Genomic DNA, 21264 nt, shown 5'->3' with positions numbered 1-21264 from the left:
GAGCCTCCCACGAAGCGGCGCCGCCTGCGCGCCGCGCGTCGGTCAGCGCCCCAGGTCCCTGAACACGAACCTGCCCTTCGCGTCCTCGACGATCCGGCCGATGTTGCCGATGGCGTCGTGGTCGAGGATCACGATCCATTCCTCGTCGACCGCCTTCCTGAGGACTTCCTGCTTCCGCGCGATGACGTCGAGCGGAAAGAGGTCGATGCCCGCGACGTACGGGATGCGGACATGGTAACGGCTCGGCACGAGGTCGGCGGGGTAGATCGCTGTCCCGCCCTCGTTGGCGATCACCGCCATGAGGTGCCCGGCGGTGTGGCCGCCGGTGCGCTCGACCGACACGCCGTCGCCGAGGTCCGCCCGGTCGCCGACGAGGTCGAGGAGCCCCCCCTCGCGGAGGGGCGCGAAGTCCTCGCCGCGGTACGCCGCCGCGCTCCGGGGGTCGGGGTCGAACGCCGCCTTCCACTCGGCCTCGTGCACGACGTACCGCGCACGGGGGAACGTCGGCGTGAGACGCCCGTCGTCCCGGAGCGTCGTCGCCGCGGCCGCGTGGTCCGAGTGGAGGTGCGTGAGGACGACGGTGTCGACGTCCTCGGGCGCGACGCCCTCGGCCGCGAGCGCCGTGGCCACGTTCACGGAGGGGTCGAACCCGTAGTACTTCACGTCCTTCGCGACCTGCGAGCCGCCGAACCCCGTGTCCACGAGCACGGTCCTCGACGGGGTGCGGACCAGAAGCGGCGAGATGGTGAGCGGGATGCGGTTCTTCGCATCGGCCGGGATGAGCGTCTCCCACAGCACCTTGGGGACGCCTCCGAACATCGCGCCGCCGTCGTAGTAGAAGACGCCGGCGTCGAGGCTCGTGAGCGTGGCGGGCCCGAGTCTGATCGAGGTGCTGGCCATCGTCGCCCTCCACGCCGCGCGCCGGGACGCGACCCCGGCGGCCTGCCGATCAACGCCGGAGCTCGTGCCCCGCCACGACGAGCTTCTGGATCTCCGAGGTGCCCTCGATGATCTCGAGGACGCGGGCGTCGCGGAAGCAGCGCTCCGCCGCGTGGAGCCCGCGGACGACGCCGGCGCCGCCGTGCACCTGCAGGCACCGCGACGCCGCGAACGACGCGGCCTCGGAGGCGAAGAGCTTCGCCTGGGCCGCAAGCTCGGTGACCGCCGCGTCACCGCGGTCGGCCGCGAGCGCCGCGTGGTACGCAAGCGCCCGCGCGGCCTCGAGCCTGGTCGCCGCCTCGGCGATCATGAACTGGACCGCCTGGTGCTTCGCGATGGGCTGCCCCTGCGTCACTCGCGCCTTCGCGTACGCCTTCGCGCCGTCCAGAGCGGCCTGTGCGATGCCCACGCCCATCGCCGCGGCCGCGATGCGGCCCCCGTCGAGCGCCTTCATCGCCATGGCGAACCCCGCGCCGCGCCCGCCGACCATGCGGTCGGCGGGCACCCGCACGCCGTCGAAGCGCAGGCGCCCGACGGGCGCGGCGGAAAGCCCGAGCTTCGGGCCGACGCTCGACCGCGAAAGACCGGTGGCGCCGCCGTCCACGAGGAACGCGCTCACCTCGTCGCGCGAGACCCTCTTCCCGTCCTTCTCGGTCTCGATGCGGCCCGTCACCGCGAACACGAGAACCACGTCGGCGATCGGCCCGTTCGTGATGTAGCTCTTCGACCCGGTGACGACGAAGCCGCCGTCGCGCTCCTCGGCCCGCGTCGGCGACGACGGATCGTCCTCGGTGAGCGCGAACGCGCCGACCGACCGCGTCGCGAGCCGCCCGAGCCACCGCGCCTTGATCGCGTCCGACGCGAACTCCGCGAGGAGCGCGGTCACGAGCGAGCTGTGGATGCACATGACGAGCGCCGTGCTTGCGTCGGCGCGCGCGAGCTCCTCGACCGCCGTCGCGTACTCCAGCGTCCGCGCGCCGCGGCCCCCGTGGGCGGCCGGCACGAGCATGCCCATGAGGCCGGCGTCGAACATGAGGCCGACGAGCTCGCGCGGGAACTCGCCCGCGGCGTCCATGGCGGCCGCCCTCGGCGCGACCTCGCGCTCCGCGAACTCCCTCGCCCACGCCCTCACGCTCTTCTGCGCGTCGGAGACGTCGAACACGCGCTCCTCCTACCTCCCACCCCGCTTCTTCGCCACCGCCTCGCGGATGTACGCCGCAATGTCCCGCGTGTCCGTGCCGGGACCGAACAGGCGGTCGACGCCCTGCCCCTCGAGCGTCTCCATGTCCTCCTTCGGGATGATGCCGCCGCCGGTGAGCACGACGTCGTCGGCGCCCTTCTCCCTGAGGAGCTCGAGCACGCGCGGGAACATGGTCATGTGCGCCCCCGAGAGGATGCTCATGGCGACCACGTCCACGTCCTCCTGGACGGCGGCGTTCACGATCATCTCGGGCGTCTGGTGAAGGCCGGTGTAGATGACCTCCATCCCGGCGTCGCGCAGCGCGCTCGCGACGACCTTCGCGCCGCGGTCGTGCCCGTCGAGCCCGGGCTTGGCGACCAGCACTCTGATCCTGTCTGCCATGGCCTGTCGTCTCCCTGCGCCGCCGGCCGACCCCGGCCGCGGCGATCGGTCCCGGGCGCTACCAGTAGGTCGGCGGCTCGCGGTACTCGCCGAAGACCTCGCGCAGCACGCCGATCATCTCGCCTTCGGTCGCGTACGCGCGGCAGCACGCGAGGAAGTGCGGCATGAGGTTGTCGCTGCCCGTCGCGGCCGACCGGAGCCCCGCGAGCGCGCTCTCGACCGCCGAGGCGCTGCGCTCCTGCTTCACCGCCGCGAGCGCGCGCTTCTGACGCTCCGCCACCTCGGGCCCGATCTTGAGAAGGTCGATCTTCACCTCCTCGCCCTCGTCCACGAGGTCGTTGACGCCGACGACGATCCGCCGCCTCTCCTCGAGCGCGCGCTGGTACTGGAACGCGGCCCGCGCGATCTCGCGCTGGAAGAAGCCCCTCTCGATCGCCGCCACGACGCCGCCGAGCGCGTCGATCTTCTCGAAGTACTCGAGGCAGCCCTTCTCCATCCGATCGGTGAGCGCCTCGACGTAGTACGAGCCGCCCAGAGGATCCGTCACGTTCGGCACGCCCGACTCGTGCGCGATGACCTGCTGCGTGCGGAGCGCGACGTGCACCGCCTGCTCCGACGGAAGCGCGAGCGTCTCGTCCATCGAGTTCGTGTGGAGGCTCTGCGTCCCGCCGAGCACGCCGGCCAGCGCCTCGAGCGCCGTGCGGACGATGTTGTTGAACGGCTGCTGCGCCGTGAGGCTGCACCCGGCCGTCTGCGTGTGGAACCGGAGGAGCCACGAGCGCGGGTCTTTCGCGCCGTACTTCTCGCGCATGCCGCGCGCCCAGATCCGTCGCGCCGCGCGGAACTTCGCGATCTCCTCGAAGAAGTCCATGTGGGAGTTGAAGAAGTACGACAGGCGCGGCGCGAACTCGTCCACGTCCATCCCCGCGGCGATGCCCGCCTCCACGTAGGCGAACCCGTCGGCGAGCGTGAACGCGAGCTCCTGGAGCGCGGTCGAGCCGGCCTCGCGGATGTGGTAGCCCGAGATCGAGATCGTGTTCCACTGCGGCACCTCGCGCGCGCAGTACGACATGATGTCGGTGATGATGCGGAGCGACGGCCGCGGCGGGAAGATCCAGCTCTTCTGCGCGATGTACTCCTTGAGGAGGTCGTTCTGGATGGTCCCGCGCAGCGCGGTGGAGGCGACGCCCTGCTTCTCGCCGACGCAGATGTACATCGAGAGGAGCACCGCCGCCGGCGCGTTGATGGTCATCGAGGTGCTGACCTTGTCGAGCGGGATGCCGTCGAAGAGCGTCTCCATGTCGCGCAGTGTGTCGATGGCGACGCCGCACACGCCGACCTCGCCCTCGGCGCGCTCGTGGTCGGAGTCGTAGCCCATGATGGTCGGGAGGTCGAACGCGACCGACAGCCCGGTCTGGCCGTGCGCGAGCAGGAACTTGTACCGCCGGTTCGAGTCCTCGGGCGCGCCGAACCCGGAGAACTGCCTCATCGTCCAGAGGCGCCCCCGGTACATGTTGTGCCGCACGCCGCGCGTGTACGGGAACTCGCCCGGATAGCCGAGGTCGCGCTGGTAGTCGAGGCCCGCGAGGTCGTCCGGCGTGTAGAGCGGCGCGACCTCCTCGCCCGAGACGGACTCGAACGCGGCGTCCCTCCGCTTCGAGGACGCCATCGCGTCCTCCCAGGCTTTCCGCGCCGCCGCCTTCTCTGTCGCGCCGGGCGCCGCGGACGCGTCGCCCTTCGCCCTCTTCCTCCCAGCGTCAGCCATTGCGTTCTCCGATGAGCGCCACGACCTGCGCCAGCAGCTGGTCCGAGGTGAAGTGACCCATGGCGATGCTGCCGGACGGGCACGCGGCCGCGCAGGTCCCGCAGCCTTTGCACAGCGCCTCGTTGACCTTGGACACCTTGTCCATCGGATCGAACGCGAGCGCGCCGTACGGGCAGACGCCCACGCACACGCGGCATCCGGAGCAGAGGTCCTCGTCGATGACCGCGGTGAGCGCCTCGGCGGTCACGCTGCCGCGCGCCATCGGGGCGATCGCGGAGGACGCCGCGGCCTTCGCCTGGGCGACCGCGTCCGGGATGTCCTTCGGCCCCTGGCAGCATCCCGCGAGGAACACGCCGTCGATCGAGGTGTCCACCGGCCGGAGCTTCGGGTGCGCCTCCATGAGGAACCCGTCCGACGAGCGGGAGAGCTTGAGGAGCTTCACGACGTCGGCGGTCTCCGGCCGCGGGGTGAGCCCGACGGCGAGGACGACGAGATCGGCCTCGACCTCCACCGGCTCGCCCACGAGCGTGTCCTCGCCGAGCACGACGAGCCGGTCGCCGCGGCGGTAGATCTCGGAGACGCTCCCGCGCACGTAGAGGACGTTCTCCTTCCGCACGCGGTCGTAGAACTCCTCGAAGCCCTTGCCGAACGCGCGGACGTCCATGTAGAAGACCGTGATCTTCGCATTGGGCAGCTTCTCGCGGACGAGGTGCGCCTGCTTCGCCGTGTACATGCAGCAGATCCGCGAGCAGTAGGGGTTCCCGACCTTCTCGTCCCTCGAGCCGACGCACTGGATGAACACGACCGACTTCGGCGGCTCGGGCCGCGAGACCCGTGTGACGGCGCCGGCCGTCGGGCCCGACGCGCAGACGAGCCGCTCGAACTCGAGGGACGTGAGGACGTCCTCGTACCGCCCGTACCCGAGCTGCGGAAGCGTCGCGGCGTCGAACACGTCCATGCCCGTGGCCACCACGATCGTGCCGACCTTGACCTCAACGATCTCGTCCTTGTCGTCGTAGTCGATGCACTTCCTGCTGCAGGCCTTGCGACACCTGCCGCACGCGATGGGGTTGTTCCCGAGGCACTGGTCCATGTCGAGCACAAACGCCGCGGGGACCGCCTGCGGGAACGGCTGGTAGATCGCCTTCCTCGTTCCGAGCCCCTCGTCGAACTCGTTCGGCACGGCCACGGGGCAGACCTTCGTGCAGTCGCCGCACGCGGTGCACTCGTCCGGGTCGACGTAGCGCGCGCGCTTCCGGACTCTCACGGTGAAGTTGCCAACGTATCCCGAGACGTCCTCGATGACGCTGTAGGTCAGAAGCTCGATCTTCGGGTGCCGCGCGGCGTCCACCATCTTCGGCGTGAGGATGCAGGCGGAGCAGTCGAGCGTCGGGAAGGTCTTGTCGAGCTGCGCCATGTGCCCGCCGATCGAGGGCGACTGCTCGACGAGATAGACCCGGTACCCGGACTCCGCGATGTCGAGCGCCGCCTGGATGCCCGAGATGCCGGCGCCGACGACGAGCGCCGCCGGGGTCACGGGAACCTCGCGCGTGCTGAGCCCGGCGAGGTGCCCGGCGCGGGCGACGGCGGCGCGCACGAGGTCGGTCGCCTTGACGGTTGCCTCGGCTCCGTCGTCGTGGATCCACGAGCACTGCTCGCGGATGTTCGCCATGTCGAGGAGGTACGGGTTCACGCCGGCCTCGGCCAGCGCCGCGCGGAAGGTGGGCTCGTGCATCCTCGGCGAGCAGGCCGCCACGACCACGCCGGTGAGCCGGTGCTCCCTGATGTGGGCCTTGATGAGCGACTGCCCCGGGTCGGAGCACATGTAGGCGTAGGTCTTCGCGACCGCCACGCCCGGGAACGACGCGGCCGCCTTCGCGACGGCCTTGACGTCCACCGTCCTCGCGATGTTGACGCCGCAGTGGCAGATGTAGACACCCAGTCTGACCTTGCCGGCGTCTCGAGTCGTCTTGTCCCGGTCCACGCTCTCCCTCTGGGATGGAGGTAACCGCGCAGCCCCGCTACGCCTTGAGCTCCCTGACCTTCTCGGTGAGCGCCGGCACGATCTTCAGGAGGTCGCCGACGATGCCGTAGTCGGCCGCCGAGAAGATGGGCGCCCTGGGGTCCTTGTTGATCGCGATGACCGTCTCGGCGGACTTCATTCCACTGATGTGCTGGAACTGGCCGCTGATCCCGACCGCGATGTACAGCTTGGGCTTGACGGTCTTGCCCGACGAGCCGACCTGCCGGTCCTTCCCGAGCCAGCCCGCGTCCACGACGGGCCGCGAGCACGCGACGACGCCGCCGAGCGCGGCGGCGAGCTCCTCGACGATCGGCATGTTCTCGCGCTCCCGCAGGCCGCGGCCCACGGCGACGAGGACGTCGGCCTTCGCGATGTCCACGCCCCCGGTGGCCGCCTCGACGTACTCGAGGAACCTCCTCGAGGCGGGCTCGTCCGGCACGGCCGTCGCAAGCTCGGTCACGACGCCGCCGCGCGACGCCGTCTCGGCGGGGAACGCGGACGCCCGGACGGTCACGAGCGTCGTGGGCGCGTCGGCGAACGCGACCGTCGCGTTGATCTTGCCCTGATAGACCTGGCGCGTCGCCGTGAACGAGGCGCCGTCGCACGCGATGTCCACGCAGTCGCTGGCGAGCGGAAGGCCGAGCGCGACCGCGAGGCTCGGGGCGAGGTCCACGCCGAACGCGGTGTGGCCGATCATCGCAAGGTCCGGCTTCCGCTCCCCGAGGACGCCCGCGAGCACCGGCTGGTAGACCGCAGAGTTGAAGTTCGCGAGCGCGGGATGGTCGCGCACGAGGACGACGTCGGCGTGGTCCTTGAGGGCGTCGGCGAACGCGCCGACGCCGGAGCCGAGAAGCAGCGCCGCGACCTTGCGGCCGGACGCGTCGCCGAGCGCCCTGGCCTTCCCCAGCATCTCGAGGGTGACGTCGCGCAGCTCGCCGCGCCTGTGCTCGGCGAGAACGAGGATCTCGTTCATCTAGACGAGGCCTTTCTCCTTGAGGATGCCCGCCAGTTTCGCCGACGCCTCGGGCACGGTCCCGCCGATCATCTCGGCCGCCTCGCCCGCGGGCACGTACGCGAGCTTCACGACCCGCGTGCGCGAGCCCCTCTCGCCGACGGCGCCCGCGTCCAAGCCGAGGTCCGCGGCGACCTTGAGCGCGATGGGACGCTTCGACGCCTTCGCGATGCCCATGATGGACGCGTACCGCGGCTCGTTGATGCCGGTCTGGATCCCGAGGAGGCACGGGAGCTTCATCTTCACGCGCTCGACGATGCCGCCCTCGAGCTCGCGGCCGACCGTGACCTCGCCGTCGTTCATCTCCATCTGGACGACGTAGGTCGCGTGCGGGACGCCCAGAAGCTCCGCGAGCGCGACGCCGACCTGCGTGTGGCCGTCGTCCGACGACATGCACCCCGTGAGGACGAGGTCAAACCGGAGTCCCCGGACGGCGGCCGCGAGCGCCGTCGCAGTCGCCACGGCGTCGCCGCCGGCGAACGCGTCGTCGGAAAGCCGCGCGGCCTCGGCGGCGCCTTTGGCCATGCCCATGCGGAGAACTTCGTCGGACGACGGCGGCCCGAGCGTCACGACGGTGACCTGGCCCCCGTGCTCCTCGGTGAGGAGCAGCGCCTGCTCGAGCGCGTAGTTGTCGGGCTCGTTGATTTGGAGGGGGAGCCCCTGCCGCGCGATGTCCCTGCCGTCCGCGGCGAGCTTGAGGTCGGCCTCGGCCGTCTCGGGCACCTGCTTCACACACACGACGATGTTCATGCGTTCTCCGTTCCTTCGTGAGCGCCCCGCCGTCCGAGGGCCGCGGCCGGGGCACGCCGCTCCTCTAGAGCGCCAGCGCCACGAGCTCCGCCAGGTCGACCGCTTCGATCCTGCCCTCGTTGCCGCTCGTCTTCACCGCGTCGTCGAGCGTCTTGAGACAGAACGGGCAGGCCGTGACGATGCGCGCGGCGCCGAGGGCCGCGGCGTCCTTCACGCGGACGTCCGCGAGACGCTCGCCGCGCTCTTCCGCCGGCTCGACCCACATGCGTCCGCCGCCGCCCTCGCAGCAGAGCGCGCGCTCGCGCGAGCGGTCCATCTCGACGAACTCGATGCCCGGGATCGCCCCGAGGACGGCGCGCGGCTCATCGAAGATGTCGTTGTGCTTCCCGAGGAAGCACGGATCGTGGTAGGTCACGACGCCCTTGAGGGGCGTGGTGAGCGTGAGCCTTCCGTCGTCGAGGAGTCCCGCCAGGAACTGCGAGTAGTGCAGGACCTCGATGCCGAGCTCGCCGTACTCGTTCCTGAACGTGTTCATGCAGTGCGGCGAGGCGGCGATGATGGTCCGGACGCCCGCGTTCGCGAACGCCTCGCGGTTGCCCTCGACGAGGAGCTCGAAGAGCCCCTCCTCTCCCATGCGCTTGATCTCGCTCCCGCAGCACGACTCCGCGGTCCCGAGCGTCGCGTACTCGACGCCGGCCGCCTTGAGCACGGCGACGAGGGCGCGCGCGACGGCCTGCACTCTCGGGTCGTACGCGGGCGTGCACCCCACGTAGAGAAGGAGCGACGCCTTCCCCCCGTCGTCCAGGACAGGCACGTCGAGCCCCTCGGCCCACTCCATGCGCTTGTCGCGGATGCGGCCCCACGGGTTCCCGTGCCTAAGCGTGCTCTCGAGCGCGTCGCGGATGGTCGGCTGCGCCTTCCCCTTCTCGATCGCCGCCGAGCGGAGCCCGATGAGAAGCTCCATCGGCTTCACGCCCTTCGGACACCGCTCGGTGCAGTTCGAGCAGGTGGTGCAGTTCCACGCCTCGGGGCGGCCGGAGGCGTCCTTCGCGCCCACCGCCGTGAGCCCCTCGTACACGACCTTCCGGACGTTCAGGTGCGTGCGGCGCGACACCGGGCAGCCGGCCGTGCACCGCCCGCACTGGATGCAGGCGAGCAGCTCGAACCTCTCCTGAAGCGAAGTGGCCATCGTCCTCTTCCGGGGGCTCCGTGCCCTCTACTTGAGCGCCGCGCGCGCGATGACGATCTTCTGGATCTGGCTCGTGCCCTCGTAGATCTCGACGATCTTCGCGTCCCGGTACATGCGCTCGACCGGGTAGTCCTTCGAGTAGCCGTTGCCGCCGTGGATCTGAACGGCCATGCGCGTGACGGCGACGACCGCTTCGGCCGCGTAGTACTTCGCGATGGCGGCCTCGCGCGTGTACCGCTCGATCCCGCTGTCCTTCATCCAGGCCGCGCGGTACGTGAGAAGCCTCGCCGCGTCGGTGAGCGCGGACATCTGGGCGATCATGTCCTGCACCATCTCGAACTCGCCGATGGGCTGGCCGAACTGCTTGCGCTCCTTCGCGTACTTCACCGAGGCGTCGAGCGCGCCCTGCGAGATGCCGACGCCCTGCGCGCCGATGTCGATGCGGGAGGTGTCGAGCGTGTGCATCAGGATCTTGAACCCGTCGCCTTCCTTCCCGAGCAGGTTCTCCTTCGGAACGACGCACTCGTCCATGATGAGCTCGCAGTTGCCCGTCGCCCGGATGCCCATGAGGTTCTCGTGCTTGCCCACGCTGAACCCCTGGAAGTCCTTGCCGACGATGAACGCGCTCATGCCCTTGTGGCGCTGCGCGGGGTCGGTGTAGGCGAAGATGATGAAGGTGCCCGCGGCCTGCCCGTTCGTGATCCACGCCTTCGTGCCGTTCACGACGTAGTGGTCGCCCTTGAGGACCGCCGTGGTCTCCATGCCGGCGGGGTCCGACCCCGCGTTCGCCTCGGTGATGCCGATGGCGCCGAGCGCCTTCCCGGAGCAGAGGTCGGGCAGGTACTTCTTGCGCTGCTCCTCGTTGCCGAAGTGGTAGATCGGGTACGCGCACAGCGAGTTCGTCACCGCCGTGATGACGCCGTGCGACGCGCACACCCGCGAGATCTCCTCGCAGATGATGGCGAGCGTCGTGAAGTCCATCCCCGCGCCGCCGTACTTCTCGGGGATGACCACCCCCATGAGACCCAGGCCGGCCATCTTCTTGAGCGTCGCCGTCGGGAACTCCCGGCTCTCGTCGATCTCCGCCGCGATGGGCTCGAGCTCCTTCGTCGCGAACTCGCGCACCATCTCGCGGACCATCTTCTGGTCCTGGGTGAGGGCGAAGTCCATGCGTGTCGCTCCCTTCGGTGGAGGGCCTCCCGTGCCCTATGGCCGGCGGTCTCTCGCGACGCCGTCCAGAACGTCTCTCGCTATCGCGTACGGGGAACGATGTCCCTTCGACACGTCCCCCACGAACGAGCCCAGCTCCGCGCCCGCACCGAGCCTCGCGTAGAGGTCCTTCTCGAGCTCGGCGACGACGATCTCGCGGACCTGCGCCACGAAGTGGGCGCGCCGTCTCTCGGCGAGCAGGCCCCGCGCGGCGAGGAACTCCCGGTGCGCGTCGATCGCCTGCGCGAGTTCGGCGACGCCCTCGCCCGTCGAGGCGACCGTCCGGAGCACCGGCGGGCTCCAGCCGGCCTGCGCCTTCAGGCCGAGCATCGAGGCGATCTCCTGCACGGTCATGTCCGCGCCGTCCCGGTCGGCCTTGTTCACCACGAAGACCTCGCCGATCTCCATCAGGCCGGCCTTCATCGCCTGGATGCTGTCCCCCGACTCCGGGACGAGCACGATGACCGTGGTGTCCGCGGCGTCGGCGATGTCCAGCTCGGACTGCCCGACGCCGACGGTCTCGAAGACGACGTAGTCGAACCCGAAGGAGTCCATGGCCGCGGCGACGCTCGGCGCGGTCCTCGAAAGCCCGCCGAGCCCCCCCCGCGTGGCCATGCTCCGGATGAACACGCCGTCGCGCGTGCCGATGTCGCGCATCCGCACCCGGTCGCCGAGGAGCGCGCCGCCCGTGAACGGGCTCGTCGGGTCCACCGCGATGATCCCGACCGTCGTCCCGCGGTCGAGCAGGTGCGCGGTCAGCGCGTCAACGAGCGTGCTCTTGCCCGCGCCGGGCGGCCCGGAGATCCCGATGCGATACGCCCGGCCCGTCCGGGGGTACAGCGCGTCGAGCGCCGAGAGCCCCCTCGCGTCCTCGTTCTCGATCCAGGTGATCGCCCTCGCGAGCGCGGCGACCCGCCCGGCGAACACGCCTTCCACGATCTCCGTCACGCCGCTTCCGCCCACGCTCGTCCCTAGTACTCGATGCCCTCGCGGGCCGCCACGCCCGCGTCGTAGTGGTGCTTGATGTTCAGGACCTCGCTCACGAGGTCGGCAGCCTTCATCACGTCCGGGTGCGCCCTGCGTCCCGTCAGCACGAGCTCGACGTGAGGCGGCCGCGCCGCGATGAGACCCAGCACGTCTTCCAGCGTCACGAGCCCGAAGTCCAGCGCCACGTTGATCTCGTCGAGAACGACGAGGTCGTGCCGCCCCTCGCGCAGAACGGCGCCGGCGCGCGCGAGCCCGTCGCGCGCCATCTCGACGTCCACCTGCGCGGGGTTCTTCCTGTCCACGAACTCGTCGCGCCCCGTCTGCACGATCGTGAAGCCGGGGAGCTTCGCCGCCGCGGCGAGCTCCCCGTAGTTGGCGCTTCCCTTCATGAACTGGATCATGCAGACGGACAGACCGTGGCCGACCGCTCTCAACGCGAGGCCGAGCGCGGCCGTGGTCTTTCCCTTGCCGTCGCCCGTGTAGACCTGCACCGTACCGCGCCGTTCCGGCAAGGGTCGCCCCCGGTCGCAGAAGACAGCTCGAGCTGCCCGGTGAATCCTGTCGGTCATGTGGGAGGACGCGAGCGGTCAGGCACCGTCCGCGCCCGCCAGAGCGCACGTAGCCCGAGGATGCTAGCATGCGCCAGGAGAGGCGGTCAACGCTGTTCCAGCGACCGGCCGCGCGGTGACGCGCCCGCCCCGCGCGCAAGTTCGCCACGCGGCGCGCCGCGTGGCGTGGCCCCACCGCGCCGTCTGCGACGGTCGCCGGTGCGACGCCTTCGATAGACGAACCCCCGTTCACGAACCCCGCCGGTGATCGTGTCGCGCGCTCGGCTCTCCCACCGTCTCGACTCGGGCGCGCCACGAGAGGACCGCCTGCGGCCCGCTTGGCGACAGGCAAGGTGGAGGGTCATCCGTCAAAGCGCCGAATCCCCTCTTGACCAACACGCCATGTGAGTGTTAACAGACAGATAGAGGACACGACGCTGTTGATTCTGGAGCTAACACAACCTAAGAGAAGGGAGATGCCGATCATGAGGAGTTCTGCCATCGCATGCCTGTTCATGCTGTTCGCCCTCTCCGCGGTCGCAGGGATCGGGGGCGCCTCGGTGACGCTGCTGTCGCCGGCGATCGTTGCGCCTGGCCAGACGTACACGTTCACGTTCCTTGTGCAGAACACGTCGGCCGACGGTGAGTCGATCACGAACGTTGCCGTGAGCTTCCCGGACGGTTTCACGCTCTTCCCGGCAACGATGTCCTATGTCCCGCTGGTCCCGTCCCCGCTTCGCCCGGACTGGGACATGTACGTTCCGACGATCAACCACACGGCACGGTGGGACGACGCCAACGGGGGCATGGGCGAGCTGTACGGCGGCGAGAGCACGACCATCGCCATCGACGTGAAGGTGGCGGACGTGCTCTACGGCAGCCGATCTTCTGGTGCCTCTGGGGCGACGGAGTGGGCGCGACGCCGCACAGCGTCTGCGGCTGCGTCGATCTCTCCGTGAGCCCGACCGAGCCGTCGTCCTGGACGGCGATCAAGGCCCTGTACAGGTAACACCCCGCGGCGACTGACGCGCTGGCGCCATGAACGACGAGGGGCCCCGGCATCTGGCCGGGGCCCCTCGCTCTTGATGGTGGAGGCGGCGGGAGTCGAACCCGCGTCCGAAAGCGATTCCACGCGAACATCTACATGCGTAGCCCGATCTTTGCTTCTCGCCTGCCGGGCCTCCAACGGGCGGGATGCCCGGCCGGCCAGCCACCGTCTCGGTCTCGCCCTCTCGCCCAGTGGTCAAGCTCGAGCGCTATCCCGTGAGTATGACGTCCCGTCCCAACCCCACGGGCAGAGCCGGGCGGGACGCGTCCGCGTCAGTTAGCAGACGTATGCCGGAGTGTAGTCGGCAGTTGGAAGTTCCCGTTTGTTTATCGAGCCAACGGGACCTCGGCATGCCATCCGCGCTTCTCTCACCCCCGTCGAAACCGGATCGCCCCCATGTTCGGTTGTCAACGGCCGCGCTTCCGCGGCGCTCTCTTCAGTCTAGCTCCGAACGGGCGCGCAGTCAAGACGGGCGGGCCGCCCACGACGCGGCGCCTCGCCCGCCTAGTGCACCTCCCGCACCGATCTCGTCTTGAAGACCTCGTACTCGTGCCCCTCGATCGTGTCCGGCCGCTCGTACGCGCGGCGGATCTCCTCCGGGCCGGTGAGGGAAGGATCGAACTCCACGATGGCCGTGTTCGTCCTCGTGTACACGGTGATCGCGACGACGCCCGGCACGTCCGCGATCTTCGCGGCGAGGAACTTCGCCACGCCGCCGCACTTCAGACCCTCCACCTCGAACTCGACCGTCTTCACGACCCCCGGCCGCTCGTCCATGAAGGCGCGTTCGAGGGTCGGAACGCGGTACACGCCGGCCGTCCCGAACGCCAGAGCGATGAGCGCGGCGATCACGAGGGGGATGACGATCGCCCGCCCAAGCGGCGACCGACCGCCGACCGATCGCCTCCCCGCGAGAGACAGGTCGAGCGCCTTGCGATCCCCGCAGGCGACCACGCACTCGAGGCAGTTCGTGCAGTTCCTCGCGGTCACCTGGTCCGCGGTCGAGACGGCGATCCGATGGGGACATGCCGCGTCGCAGTCGCCGCAGTCCACGCAGGCCGCTGCGTTCCGCCGGACCCTCATGGGACCTAGGCGGCTCATCGGATCCATCACGGCGCCCAGGGGACAGAGGTACCGACACCACGCGAAGGGCACCACGAAGATGAGGGCGAGGATGGCGGCGAGGATGGCAAAGCTCCACGGGAAGGTCCCGTGACCTCCCCACGAGAACAGGATATAGAACGGATCGTACGCGCGGAAGCCCAGGTCGTACTGCCACACCGTCCACGTGAGCGCGACGATCGCGACGAGGACGACGTAGCGGAGGTTCACGAGGACCCTGTCGACCGCCCCCGGGACTCTGATGTCGCGCCGGAGGACCTTCCGCCCCAGCCGCGCCAGCCACTCGGACACCGTCCCGAACGGGCAGATCCACGAGCAGAAGGACTTTTTCGTCGCGAGCGTGAGCACGACGAGCGAGACGAGGAGCGCGGTGTTGAGCTCGGTCAGGCGGCAGGTGTACGCCTTGTGTTTGAAGAGCGGGAAGAGCGCCACGAGTCCGCCGAACGGGCAGTAGGTGTCGCACGTGTTCTGGGTAAGCCCGAGAAGCCCGCGGATGAGCAGCCACAGCGTTCCCGCAACGAAGAGCACCTGCACGCGTGTCCGTAGAGATCTCATGCGCCGTCCCCTCCGTCCGTGTTCGTCCGCGGGCGCCGCCACCGGCGCGCCGATCGTCGCCGGGTTCGGCCGCCCCGTGCGGGCGCGTCAGCGCTCCCGGCGCACCCTCAACCGCTCGTTGAGCGGCATGTCCGACACAACGAACCTGAACTTCCCGCCCGCCGTCCGCTCAACGCGATCGACGTACTCGAAGGCGATGTCCATCGAGGTCCCCAGCCGCTCACGGGTGTTCGCAAGCAGCGTCCGCTCATCGGCCTCCGAGTAGCCTTCGTCGCGCGAGACCTTCAGCACGACCCGGTCCACGGCGGGCTGATAGACCTGCGCCTCCCGCACGTGCCGCACGCCCTTGAGGATGTGATCGAGCCGCCCGACGTGCGCCCCGTCGGGCGTCACGACGTAGTCCTCCACCCTCCCGACGAGCGACCGCACGAGCCTTCCGCCGCGCCCGCACGGACACCGCTCTCCGGCCGGCAGGGGAACCGCCACGTCTCCCGTGACGTACCTGATGAGCGGCATCGCGAGGTTGTCGACGTTGGTGCAGACAAGCACGCCCTCCTCTCCGGGACGCACCGGCGCGCCGTCGTCATTGAGGAACTCGGCGATGCTGTGCTCGGCCATCACGTGGAAGCTGCCCCGCTCGCACTCCCCGATGTACCCGGCCCGCTCGGCATTGCCGTAGTAAGAGTACGCCTTGCAGCCGAACGCGCGCTCGATCTCGGCGCGCTGGTGTTCGAGCAACGTCTCGGACGACGTGAAGACCGCCCGCGGCCGCACCGTCCGGACGCCGTCGTCGTTCAGGCGGAGCGCAACGAGGTAGATCGACGACGGGTAGCCGTGAACGAGCTCGGGCCTGAAGCGCTCGAGCGCGCAGCAGTAGTGCTCGAGGTTCCCCGGAGACATGTGGTACGAGGAGAACAGCATCTGGTTCTCCAGGCGGTTCCTCACCCAGAAGGGCACCCTGTCCTGCTCCGCAGGCACGACAGGGTGGCCCGCCAGCGTCGCGGTCCTGCAGCCGCGCCGGACCCCTGCCCAGGAGCGATGGAACCACCAGAACGCGTACTCCTTCTGGAAGAGGGCGCGGGACTGATAGAGGTCCAGGGGCGTGCCCGTCGTGCCGCTCGTGTGGATGCACACGAGGCGCGCCGGCTCCTCACCCTCGGAGAGAAGGTCGGACGCGTTCCGTCTCACCGCATCCTTCGTGAGCAGAGGAACACGCTCAAGATCGGCCAGCCCGCGCACGCGCTCCGGGTCAAAGCCCTGTTCGCGGAACAGCGCCCGGTAGTACGGGACACGCGCCGCCGCATGGCCGAGCAGCGCCTTGAGCGCGCGAAGCTGGATCCCCTCGAGCTCATCGTTGGAGAGGCGCTCGTGCTCCGCGAGCCGAGCCATGTGCTCGCGGAAGTGGCGGCCGTACTTCAGGGGATAGGTCCTCGCCGCGTAGCAGGTCGCCGCCAGATCCCTCAGCGGTGGCGGGGAATGCCGGTACACGAACCCCTGCGCCCTGCCGCCGTACGCCACGGCTGCCTCCTGGTCACCCCTCGCTCGGCCAATCGACCTACGCGAGCTCGATGTGGTCCTTCCACCCGAAGTGGGGCGCGAAGCGGAACGTGTCTTCGATCCTGATGTCGAGCAGCGCCCTGTCAAACGCCTCCCTGTTGCTCCGAACGGCGATGTCGCGCTCGACGAACGCCGCCAGCGGAAGCCGCGTGATGCCGAGGGCGTTCCCGAGCATCGGGATCTTCCCGGTGTCGAACCCCATGAGCCTGGCGCACACGCAGTCGACCGCCACGGGGTTCCTGCCGCCGATGAGCACGCCGCAGGGCTTCGGATCCGGGGCGAGCGGCCCGGGGCCCTCGCCTCCGACGATCCCGTCCACGATGCTCAGGTACCTCCTCGGGCGCATCGTGTCCGAGACCGCGCCGGTCGAGTCGCCGTAGAAGAGCAGCTTGTTGAGGTCGAGCACCATCCGCCAGGCGGTGTCGTTGCCGTGCCAGTTGCCGCTTCGCACGACCTGCTCGGTGCCCCCGAAGAACCCGTAGCCCAGGTTCTTGATGGCGCGCGTCAGCCGCCCGCCCGTGCCTCCACGCCGCGCAAGCGTGCGCCTGAGGGCCATCGTGGCCGCGGACTGCAGCTCGTTGAGCAGCGACGCGTCGGGATACTCGTCTCCGCCCCGCCGCGGGGTCCCCATCACGTGGTGCGGAAGGTAGTTCCTGTGACCGTGGATCCCCACGAGGTTCTTGAGCGAGAGCGTGACGCCGACCTTCTTGTGGGTCTTGAGCTTCGGGAGATTGATGAACACGTCCGCCTCGACGGCTGTCCTGCCGAGGAGATACCTGTTCACGCCGCGGCTGTGGTGAGACTGGGTCTCACGGAAGTCGGACTCGGCTCCGTAGTAGTCCCGGTCCTTCACGAACTCGCTTCGCTCGGCGAGGTCGAACGGCACGAAGCCCCGAGGGTCGCCGGTGAGCGCGACCCTCTCGGTCGTCACACCGTCGAGCCCTCTGATCCACCGCTCGACGCGGAAGTCGCAGATGGAGAGATCGCACCCATACTCGGCGCGGCAGCGTTCCTGCAGCGCGTCGAGCCCGAGCACCGCGCGGACGGCATCGAAGTCGGCGTCGTTCTGCGGCCCGTCCCCGATCACGACCCTCCCGCGACCCGCGAGCGCCTCGCAGCACAGCTCCGCCACGGCGGCGATCACGGTCCCGTGCGTCATCACCTGCTCCCAGCTCTCGTCGTGCACGTGCGACTGCCTGATCATGTTCGGCTTGATGAGGACCGTGTCCCCGGGCGCGACGAAGCCGCGGAGCGGGTTCGCGTCGCTCGTGCCGAGGACGCCGCGCAGCACATCGAGCACCGCCGCCTTCACGGCGGCGGGCTCGTAGCGGGTCGTCCCCAGGTCATGAACGAAGACGGTCGAGTCCGAGATCAGCGGCTTCATCCGTCCTTCCACGGAGCACTCCGGCGTACAGCTCTCCGTACGCCCGCGTGGCCTCGCCGATGCCGTAGGACGCCTGCACCTCACGCCGGTTGGCGTTCCCCACCGCCGCTCTGAGCGTGGGGTCCTTCGCGAGCCGCTCAATCCGCTCGGCGAGCGCGGCCGGGTCGCGCGGCCCGACGAGGAACCCGTTGACACCGTCCCTGAGAAGGTGGGGCATGACACCGTGCGTCGTGCTCACGATCGGGAGCCCCGCGGCCATCGCTTCGAGCAGGACATACGGGAACCCCTCGTTCCAGCGCGTTGGGAAGACGAGCGCATCGCTCGACCGGTACGCCGCGATCTTGTCCTCGCCTCCCGCGAAGCCGGTGAACCGCACCGTGCCCTCGAGCCCGCGCCGCGCGACGAGCGCCCGGGCGGCACCCAGGTCCTCGCCGGAGCCGACCACCGTGAGCGCGGCCGTCGTGCCCCTGTCGCGGAGGAGGCGCATCGCCTCGATCGCATCGAGCACGCCCTTCTCCCGCGTGACCCTCCCGATGAAGAGAAGGCGAAGCGTGTCGCCGCCGGGGACGCGCTCGGCGGCAAGGAGCGCGGACATCGCCTCGGGCTCGAGGAAGTTCGGCACGACCCGGACATTGGTCAGGCCGGGGCACAGCCCCAGCAGTCGCTCCTCGTGGTAGGGGGCCAGCACGACGACCGCCGAGGCCCTCCTGAGGGTGAGCTCGGCGTACCGCCTGAACCAGGCGGGACCCTGGAGCACCGTGTTGCGCTCGAACCCGCCGTGGAACTCGAAGACCGTCGCGATGCGCCGCGGCACGGTCCAGAGCGCCGCCGCGTCTCTCAGGAAGGCCTTCGCGTCCGGCGCCGAGTTGAAATGGACGAGCGCCGGGCGGCGCGCGCTCAACGCCCGGCGGAAGCGCACGAGCTGCGAGAGCAACCGCACGACGCGGCCGGGCCCGGACGCGCGCCACGTCTCCCCGCCGAGGTCCACAACCTCGAGCCGGTAGGCCTGCGCGAGTCCCGTGGACTGGAGCATCCGGATGTGCGTGTTGATCCCGAACCCGCGAGCGGAGGGCGGGCCGGTCACGAAGACGAGAGGTCTGCTGCACGCCGAGGCGGGGGCCATCGGTCCCTTTCTGCTGCGTTCGCCCGACCACGCCCAGGCGGCGTCAATCCCCGCGCGGCCGGCTCCTGAACCGGTCGGCCCGCTCCGCGTAGTACGCCTCAACCCGGTCCACGATGCGCGGCCAGTCGTACTTCGCCATCACCTCGTCTCGGTATCGGGAGGTCCCGGCGTCCTCCCGCCGCCAGTCGAGCCACTCGATGACCGACCGCGCGATCGCCGCGCTCGTCGTGTCGGCGGTCAGCAGCCGCGCGTCGATTGCGCCCAGGATCTCCGGCGTTGCGCCCGCCGGCGTTCCGACCACCGGCAGATTCGTCGAGAGCGCCTCGACGGTCGAGATGCCGAAACCCTCCAGGGCAACGGTCGGGAGCACGAAGAGGTCCGCGGCCTGGTACCGCCGGACCAGCTCGTCGTCCGTAACGCGCCCGAGCAGCCTGACTGACGCGGCGAGGCCCAGTCGGACCACCAGCGTCTCGAGCGTGGACCTGAGCGGGCCGTCGCCGCAGAGGGAGAGCGTGACGGCCAGGCCCCGCGCAGCCGCCGCCTGAGTGGTCGGCACCATCGCCTCGATCAGGCTCTCAAGTCCCATCCGCGGTGCCAGGTTCCTCACGGTGAGGATCTCGAGCGTGCTCGGGTCCACCCCCAGGCTCGCGCGGACGGCCGCGCGGTCGCCGGCCGGCCGGAACCGCCCGGTGTCGACGCCCCCGGGGATCACCTCCACCGCAGCTCGATCGACCGAGGGGAACTCGCGTTCGATGTGCCCCGCCGTGTAGCGCGACAGGACGACGATGCCCTGAGCGGCCTCCAGAACGCCGCGCTCGAGGGCCCGCTGCGCGCGCTCGAGAAGGGGCGCGCTCGCTCGCAGCGAGAGCCGCTTCGCCGGAGAGGTCTCATGCCGGACCCGCCACGCGGTGTCGAGGCGGAACTCGAGGAACACCGGAGCGTGAAAGGTGGGCACTTGACAGATGGAGCTACCGAGGCGGCTCCGCGCCAGCGCGTACCCAAGCTGAGACTCGTGGACGCTCAGGATGTCCACGGGACGGCGCTCGGCGATGCGGGCGAACTCGCGACGGGTGTTCGCAAGATGCTGGAGCGTGCTCAGGAGGGGCGTCGCCCGGCGAAACGAGTAGCGGTGAACCCGTATGCCGTCCAGATCCACCGGGGGGCCGGCACATTCCTGCCTCGTGCTCGCAATCACGCGGACCTCGTGGCCCCGGGCCGCCAACCGTCGATAGAGCTCATAGATGTAGCTGTACGTGCCCCCGACCCGCTCCGGAACCATGCCGCGGTGCACGCAGACGATGTGCATGGGCGTAGTCTAGCGACCGTGTAGGCGCCTGTCAATGCGGCGGGGCCGGCATCACACCGGCCCCGCCTCGCTGGTACGCCCAGAAGGAATCGAACCTTCAACCTACTGATTAAGAGTCAGTTGCTCTGCCTAGTTGAGCTATGGGCGCACGCTCTCGAGCCGGCGTCTGTTGCCGCCGGCGCTCTCACTCAGAACGGCAGGTCGTCGTCAGGCACCTTGATGGCGTCGGCCGCGAACTCCGGAGTCTCCTCGGAGTCGGACCTCCCCTCTTCCTGTGCCGAACCACGGCCGCCGAGCATGATCATGTTCTGCGCGACGATCTCCGTCGTCTTGCGCTGGCCACCCTGCTTGTCCTCCCACGATCTCGTCGTGATCCGCCCCTCGATGTACACCTGCCGTCCCTTGCGCAGGTACTGCGAGCAGATCTCGCCGAGCTTTCCCCACGCGACGATCCTGTGCCACTCGGTCCGCTCCTGCCTCACCCCGTCCTTGTCGTTCCAACCCTCGTTCGTCGCGAGCGTGAACGACGCCACGGACGTGCCTCCCGGCGTGGAGCGAAGCTCGGGATCGCTGCCGAGGTTCCCGACCAGGATCACCTTGTTGACGCCTCTTGCGCCGGCCATACCGCTTCCCTCGTTAGGGGTTGTCACACTTCCGCTGCCGGTTGCGGCAGCGCCCGGGGCCGCTTCCGCAAGGGGTCTGTCCCCTCCCCGCACCCTCCTCCGCGGCCGGTCGGCCGCCCCCCGGGGGCCGTCGTGGAGCCTACCATCGCGTGGGCTTCGGAGCAAGCCCGCCACGGCCAGCCCGCGCGCTGCAGCAATTGGGGTGGAAGACGGGATTCGAACCCGCGACGACCGGAGCCACAGTCCGGGGCTCTACCAACTGAGCTACTTCCACCGTGTCTGGTACGCCTGGCTGGAGTCGAACCAGCGACCTACGGATTAGAAGTCCGTTGCTCTATCCAGCTGAGCTACAGGCGCGCCTGGTCGGGGCGAGAGGATTCGAACCTCCGACTTCCTGCTCCCAAAGCAGGCGCGCTAACCGGACTGCGCCACGCCCCGCGTCAACGGTCCGACGAAGTCACCCGCCGCTGATGATATGCGCCGACTCCCGCCGTGTCAAGCGCGGCGCCGCGATCGCGGGTCCGCCCGGCCCAGGAAAGAGC

18 protein-coding genes, 4 tRNA genes and 1 other RNA gene are annotated in these 21264 nt (G+C 69.8%); 1 reads left to right on the top strand and 22 read right to left on the bottom strand.

Annotated features, from left to right (window positions below; all coding sequences use genetic code 11):
- Window positions 1-42: 42 nt before the first annotated feature.
- From FJY74_03045 to cobO, 11 genes are all read right to left on the bottom strand, one after another.
- A complete protein-coding gene (locus FJY74_03045; GenBank protein ID MBM3307279.1) occupies window positions 43-900 on the bottom strand; it encodes an MBL fold metallo-hydrolase in 858 nt (285 codons plus the stop codon).
- A 49-nt stretch (window positions 901-949) separates the two neighbouring features.
- Window positions 950-2101, bottom strand: a complete 1152-nt coding sequence (locus FJY74_03040) for an acyl-CoA dehydrogenase family protein (GenBank protein MBM3307278.1) — start codon at window positions 2099-2101, stop codon at window positions 950-952.
- A gap of 9 nt (window positions 2102-2110) precedes the next feature.
- A complete protein-coding gene (locus FJY74_03035; protein MBM3307277.1) occupies window positions 2111-2521 on the bottom strand; it encodes a cobalamin B12-binding domain-containing protein in 411 nt (136 codons plus the stop codon).
- Between the two features lie 58 nt (window positions 2522-2579).
- Window positions 2580-4190: a methylmalonyl-CoA mutase family protein gene (locus FJY74_03030; GenBank protein MBM3307276.1), complete on the bottom strand. Its 1611-nt coding sequence runs from the start codon at window positions 4188-4190 to the stop codon at window positions 2580-2582.
- Window positions 4191-4278: 88 nt separating this feature from the next.
- Window positions 4279-6270, bottom strand: coding sequence for a CoB--CoM heterodisulfide reductase iron-sulfur subunit A family protein (locus FJY74_03025; GenBank protein MBM3307275.1), 1992 nt, complete (start codon window positions 6268-6270; stop codon window positions 4279-4281).
- 37 nt (window positions 6271-6307) lie between these two features.
- Window positions 6308-7282, bottom strand: a complete 975-nt coding sequence (locus FJY74_03020) for an electron transfer flavoprotein subunit alpha/FixB family protein (GenBank protein ID MBM3307274.1) — start codon at window positions 7280-7282, stop codon at window positions 6308-6310.
- Entirely contained in the window at window positions 7283-8071 is a 789-nt protein-coding gene (locus tag FJY74_03015; protein ID MBM3307273.1) for an electron transfer flavoprotein subunit beta/FixA family protein, read from the bottom strand. It lies immediately after the preceding gene.
- A 64-nt stretch (window positions 8072-8135) separates the two neighbouring features.
- The gene (locus FJY74_03010) at window positions 8136-9260 is read right to left on the bottom strand and encodes a (Fe-S)-binding protein (GenBank protein MBM3307272.1); all 1125 of its coding nucleotides are present in this window, start codon (window positions 9258-9260) and stop codon (window positions 8136-8138) included.
- Window positions 9261-9287: 27 nt separating this feature from the next.
- The gene (locus FJY74_03005) at window positions 9288-10430 is read right to left on the bottom strand and encodes an acyl-CoA dehydrogenase (protein MBM3307271.1); all 1143 of its coding nucleotides are present in this window, start codon (window positions 10428-10430) and stop codon (window positions 9288-9290) included.
- 36 nt (window positions 10431-10466) lie between these two features.
- Window positions 10467-11417: a methylmalonyl Co-A mutase-associated GTPase MeaB gene (gene meaB, locus FJY74_03000; protein MBM3307270.1), complete on the bottom strand. Its 951-nt coding sequence runs from the start codon at window positions 11415-11417 to the stop codon at window positions 10467-10469.
- 23 nt (window positions 11418-11440) lie between these two features.
- Window positions 11441-11968 (bottom strand): cob(I)yrinic acid a,c-diamide adenosyltransferase, encoded by a 528-nt coding sequence (gene cobO / locus FJY74_02995; GenBank protein ID MBM3307269.1) that lies wholly within the window; start codon window positions 11966-11968, stop codon window positions 11441-11443.
- Between the two features lie 521 nt (window positions 11969-12489).
- On the opposite strand from cobO, the gene FJY74_02990 reads away from it, so the two are divergent.
- Entirely contained in the window at window positions 12490-12963 is a 474-nt protein-coding gene (locus FJY74_02990) for a hypothetical protein (GenBank protein MBM3307268.1), read from the top strand.
- 127 nt (window positions 12964-13090) lie between these two features.
- On the opposite strand, the gene ssrA is transcribed toward FJY74_02990, so the two are convergent.
- The 11 genes from ssrA to FJY74_02935 all read right to left on the bottom strand — a co-directional run bounded on the left by ssrA (window position 13091) and on the right by FJY74_02935 (window position 21160).
- Window positions 13091-13448, bottom strand: a transfer-messenger RNA (tmRNA) gene (gene ssrA / locus FJY74_02985).
- A gap of 108 nt (window positions 13449-13556) precedes the next feature.
- Window positions 13557-14729 (bottom strand): 4Fe-4S binding protein, encoded by a 1173-nt coding sequence (locus FJY74_02980; protein ID MBM3307267.1) that lies wholly within the window; start codon window positions 14727-14729, stop codon window positions 13557-13559.
- Window positions 14730-14816: 87 nt separating this feature from the next.
- Window positions 14817-16247: a phenylacetate--CoA ligase family protein gene (locus FJY74_02975; GenBank protein ID MBM3307266.1), complete on the bottom strand. Its 1431-nt coding sequence runs from the start codon at window positions 16245-16247 to the stop codon at window positions 14817-14819.
- Between the two features lie 37 nt (window positions 16248-16284).
- The gene (locus tag FJY74_02970) at window positions 16285-17670 is read right to left on the bottom strand and encodes a DUF362 domain-containing protein (protein ID MBM3307265.1); all 1386 of its coding nucleotides are present in this window, start codon (window positions 17668-17670) and stop codon (window positions 16285-16287) included.
- Complete coding sequence (locus tag FJY74_02965) at window positions 17630-18793, bottom strand: glycosyltransferase family 4 protein (protein MBM3307264.1); 1164 nt, start codon at window positions 18791-18793, stop codon at window positions 17630-17632. Before FJY74_02965 ends, FJY74_02970 begins: the two co-directional genes overlap by 41 nt.
- Window positions 18794-18836: 43 nt before the next feature.
- The gene (locus FJY74_02960) at window positions 18837-20099 is read right to left on the bottom strand and encodes a glycosyltransferase family 4 protein (GenBank protein MBM3307263.1); all 1263 of its coding nucleotides are present in this window, start codon (window positions 20097-20099) and stop codon (window positions 18837-18839) included.
- Between the two features lie 71 nt (window positions 20100-20170).
- Window positions 20171-20247, bottom strand: a tRNA-Lys gene (locus FJY74_02955).
- A gap of 40 nt (window positions 20248-20287) precedes the next feature.
- Entirely contained in the window at window positions 20288-20722 is a 435-nt protein-coding gene (locus FJY74_02950; protein MBM3307262.1) for a single-stranded DNA-binding protein, read from the bottom strand.
- Between the two features lie 198 nt (window positions 20723-20920).
- Window positions 20921-20996, bottom strand: a tRNA-His gene (locus FJY74_02945).
- A 6-nt stretch (window positions 20997-21002) separates the two neighbouring features.
- Window positions 21003-21079: transfer RNA gene (locus FJY74_02940), tRNA-Arg, on the bottom strand.
- Between the two features lie 3 nt (window positions 21080-21082).
- Window positions 21083-21160, bottom strand: a tRNA-Pro gene (locus tag FJY74_02935).
- Window positions 21161-21264: the final 104 nt, after the last annotated feature.

It is taken from the genome of Candidatus Effluviviaceae Genus I sp., assembly GCA_016867725.1.
Lineage (GTDB): Bacteria > Joyebacterota > Joyebacteria > Joyebacterales > Joyebacteraceae > VGIX01.
This window is presented reverse-complemented; position numbering and strand designations above follow the sequence as displayed.

Excerpts from the sequence above, each read along its gene's own strand:
- FJY74_03035 (MBM3307277.1), bottom strand. The coding sequence starts at position 2,521 with ATGGCAGACAGGATCAGAGTGCTGGTCGCCAAGCCCGGGCTCGACGGG.
- FJY74_03030 (MBM3307276.1), bottom strand. The coding sequence starts at position 4,190 with ATGGCGTCCTCGAAGCGGAGGGACGCCGCGTTCGAGTCCGTCTCGGGC.
- FJY74_02965 (MBM3307264.1), bottom strand. The coding sequence starts at position 18,793 with ATGGCCCCCGCCTCGGCGTGCAGCAGACCTCTCGTCTTCGTGACCGGC.
- FJY74_03005 (MBM3307271.1), bottom strand. The coding sequence starts at position 10,430 with ATGGACTTCGCCCTCACCCAGGACCAGAAGATGGTCCGCGAGATGGTG.
- FJY74_03010 (MBM3307272.1), bottom strand. The coding sequence starts at position 9,260 with ATGGCCACTTCGCTTCAGGAGAGGTTCGAGCTGCTCGCCTGCATCCAG.
- FJY74_03020 (MBM3307274.1), bottom strand. The coding sequence starts at position 7,282 with ATGAACGAGATCCTCGTTCTCGCCGAGCACAGGCGCGGCGAGCTGCGC.
- FJY74_03045 (MBM3307279.1), bottom strand. The coding sequence starts at position 900 with ATGGCCAGCACCTCGATCAGACTCGGGCCCGCCACGCTCACGAGCCTC.
- FJY74_02990 (MBM3307268.1), top strand. The coding sequence starts at position 12,490 with ATGAGGAGTTCTGCCATCGCATGCCTGTTCATGCTGTTCGCCCTCTCC.
- FJY74_02950 (MBM3307262.1), bottom strand. The coding sequence starts at position 20,722 with ATGGCCGGCGCAAGAGGCGTCAACAAGGTGATCCTGGTCGGGAACCTC.
- FJY74_03015 (MBM3307273.1), bottom strand. The coding sequence starts at position 8,071 with ATGAACATCGTCGTGTGTGTGAAGCAGGTGCCCGAGACGGCCGAGGCC.
- FJY74_02970 (MBM3307265.1), bottom strand. The coding sequence starts at position 17,670 with ATGAAGCCGCTGATCTCGGACTCGACCGTCTTCGTTCATGACCTGGGG.
- FJY74_02960 (MBM3307263.1), bottom strand. The coding sequence starts at position 20,099 with ATGCACATCGTCTGCGTGCACCGCGGCATGGTTCCGGAGCGGGTCGGG.
- FJY74_02980 (MBM3307267.1), bottom strand. The coding sequence starts at position 14,729 with ATGAGATCTCTACGGACACGCGTGCAGGTGCTCTTCGTTGCGGGAACG.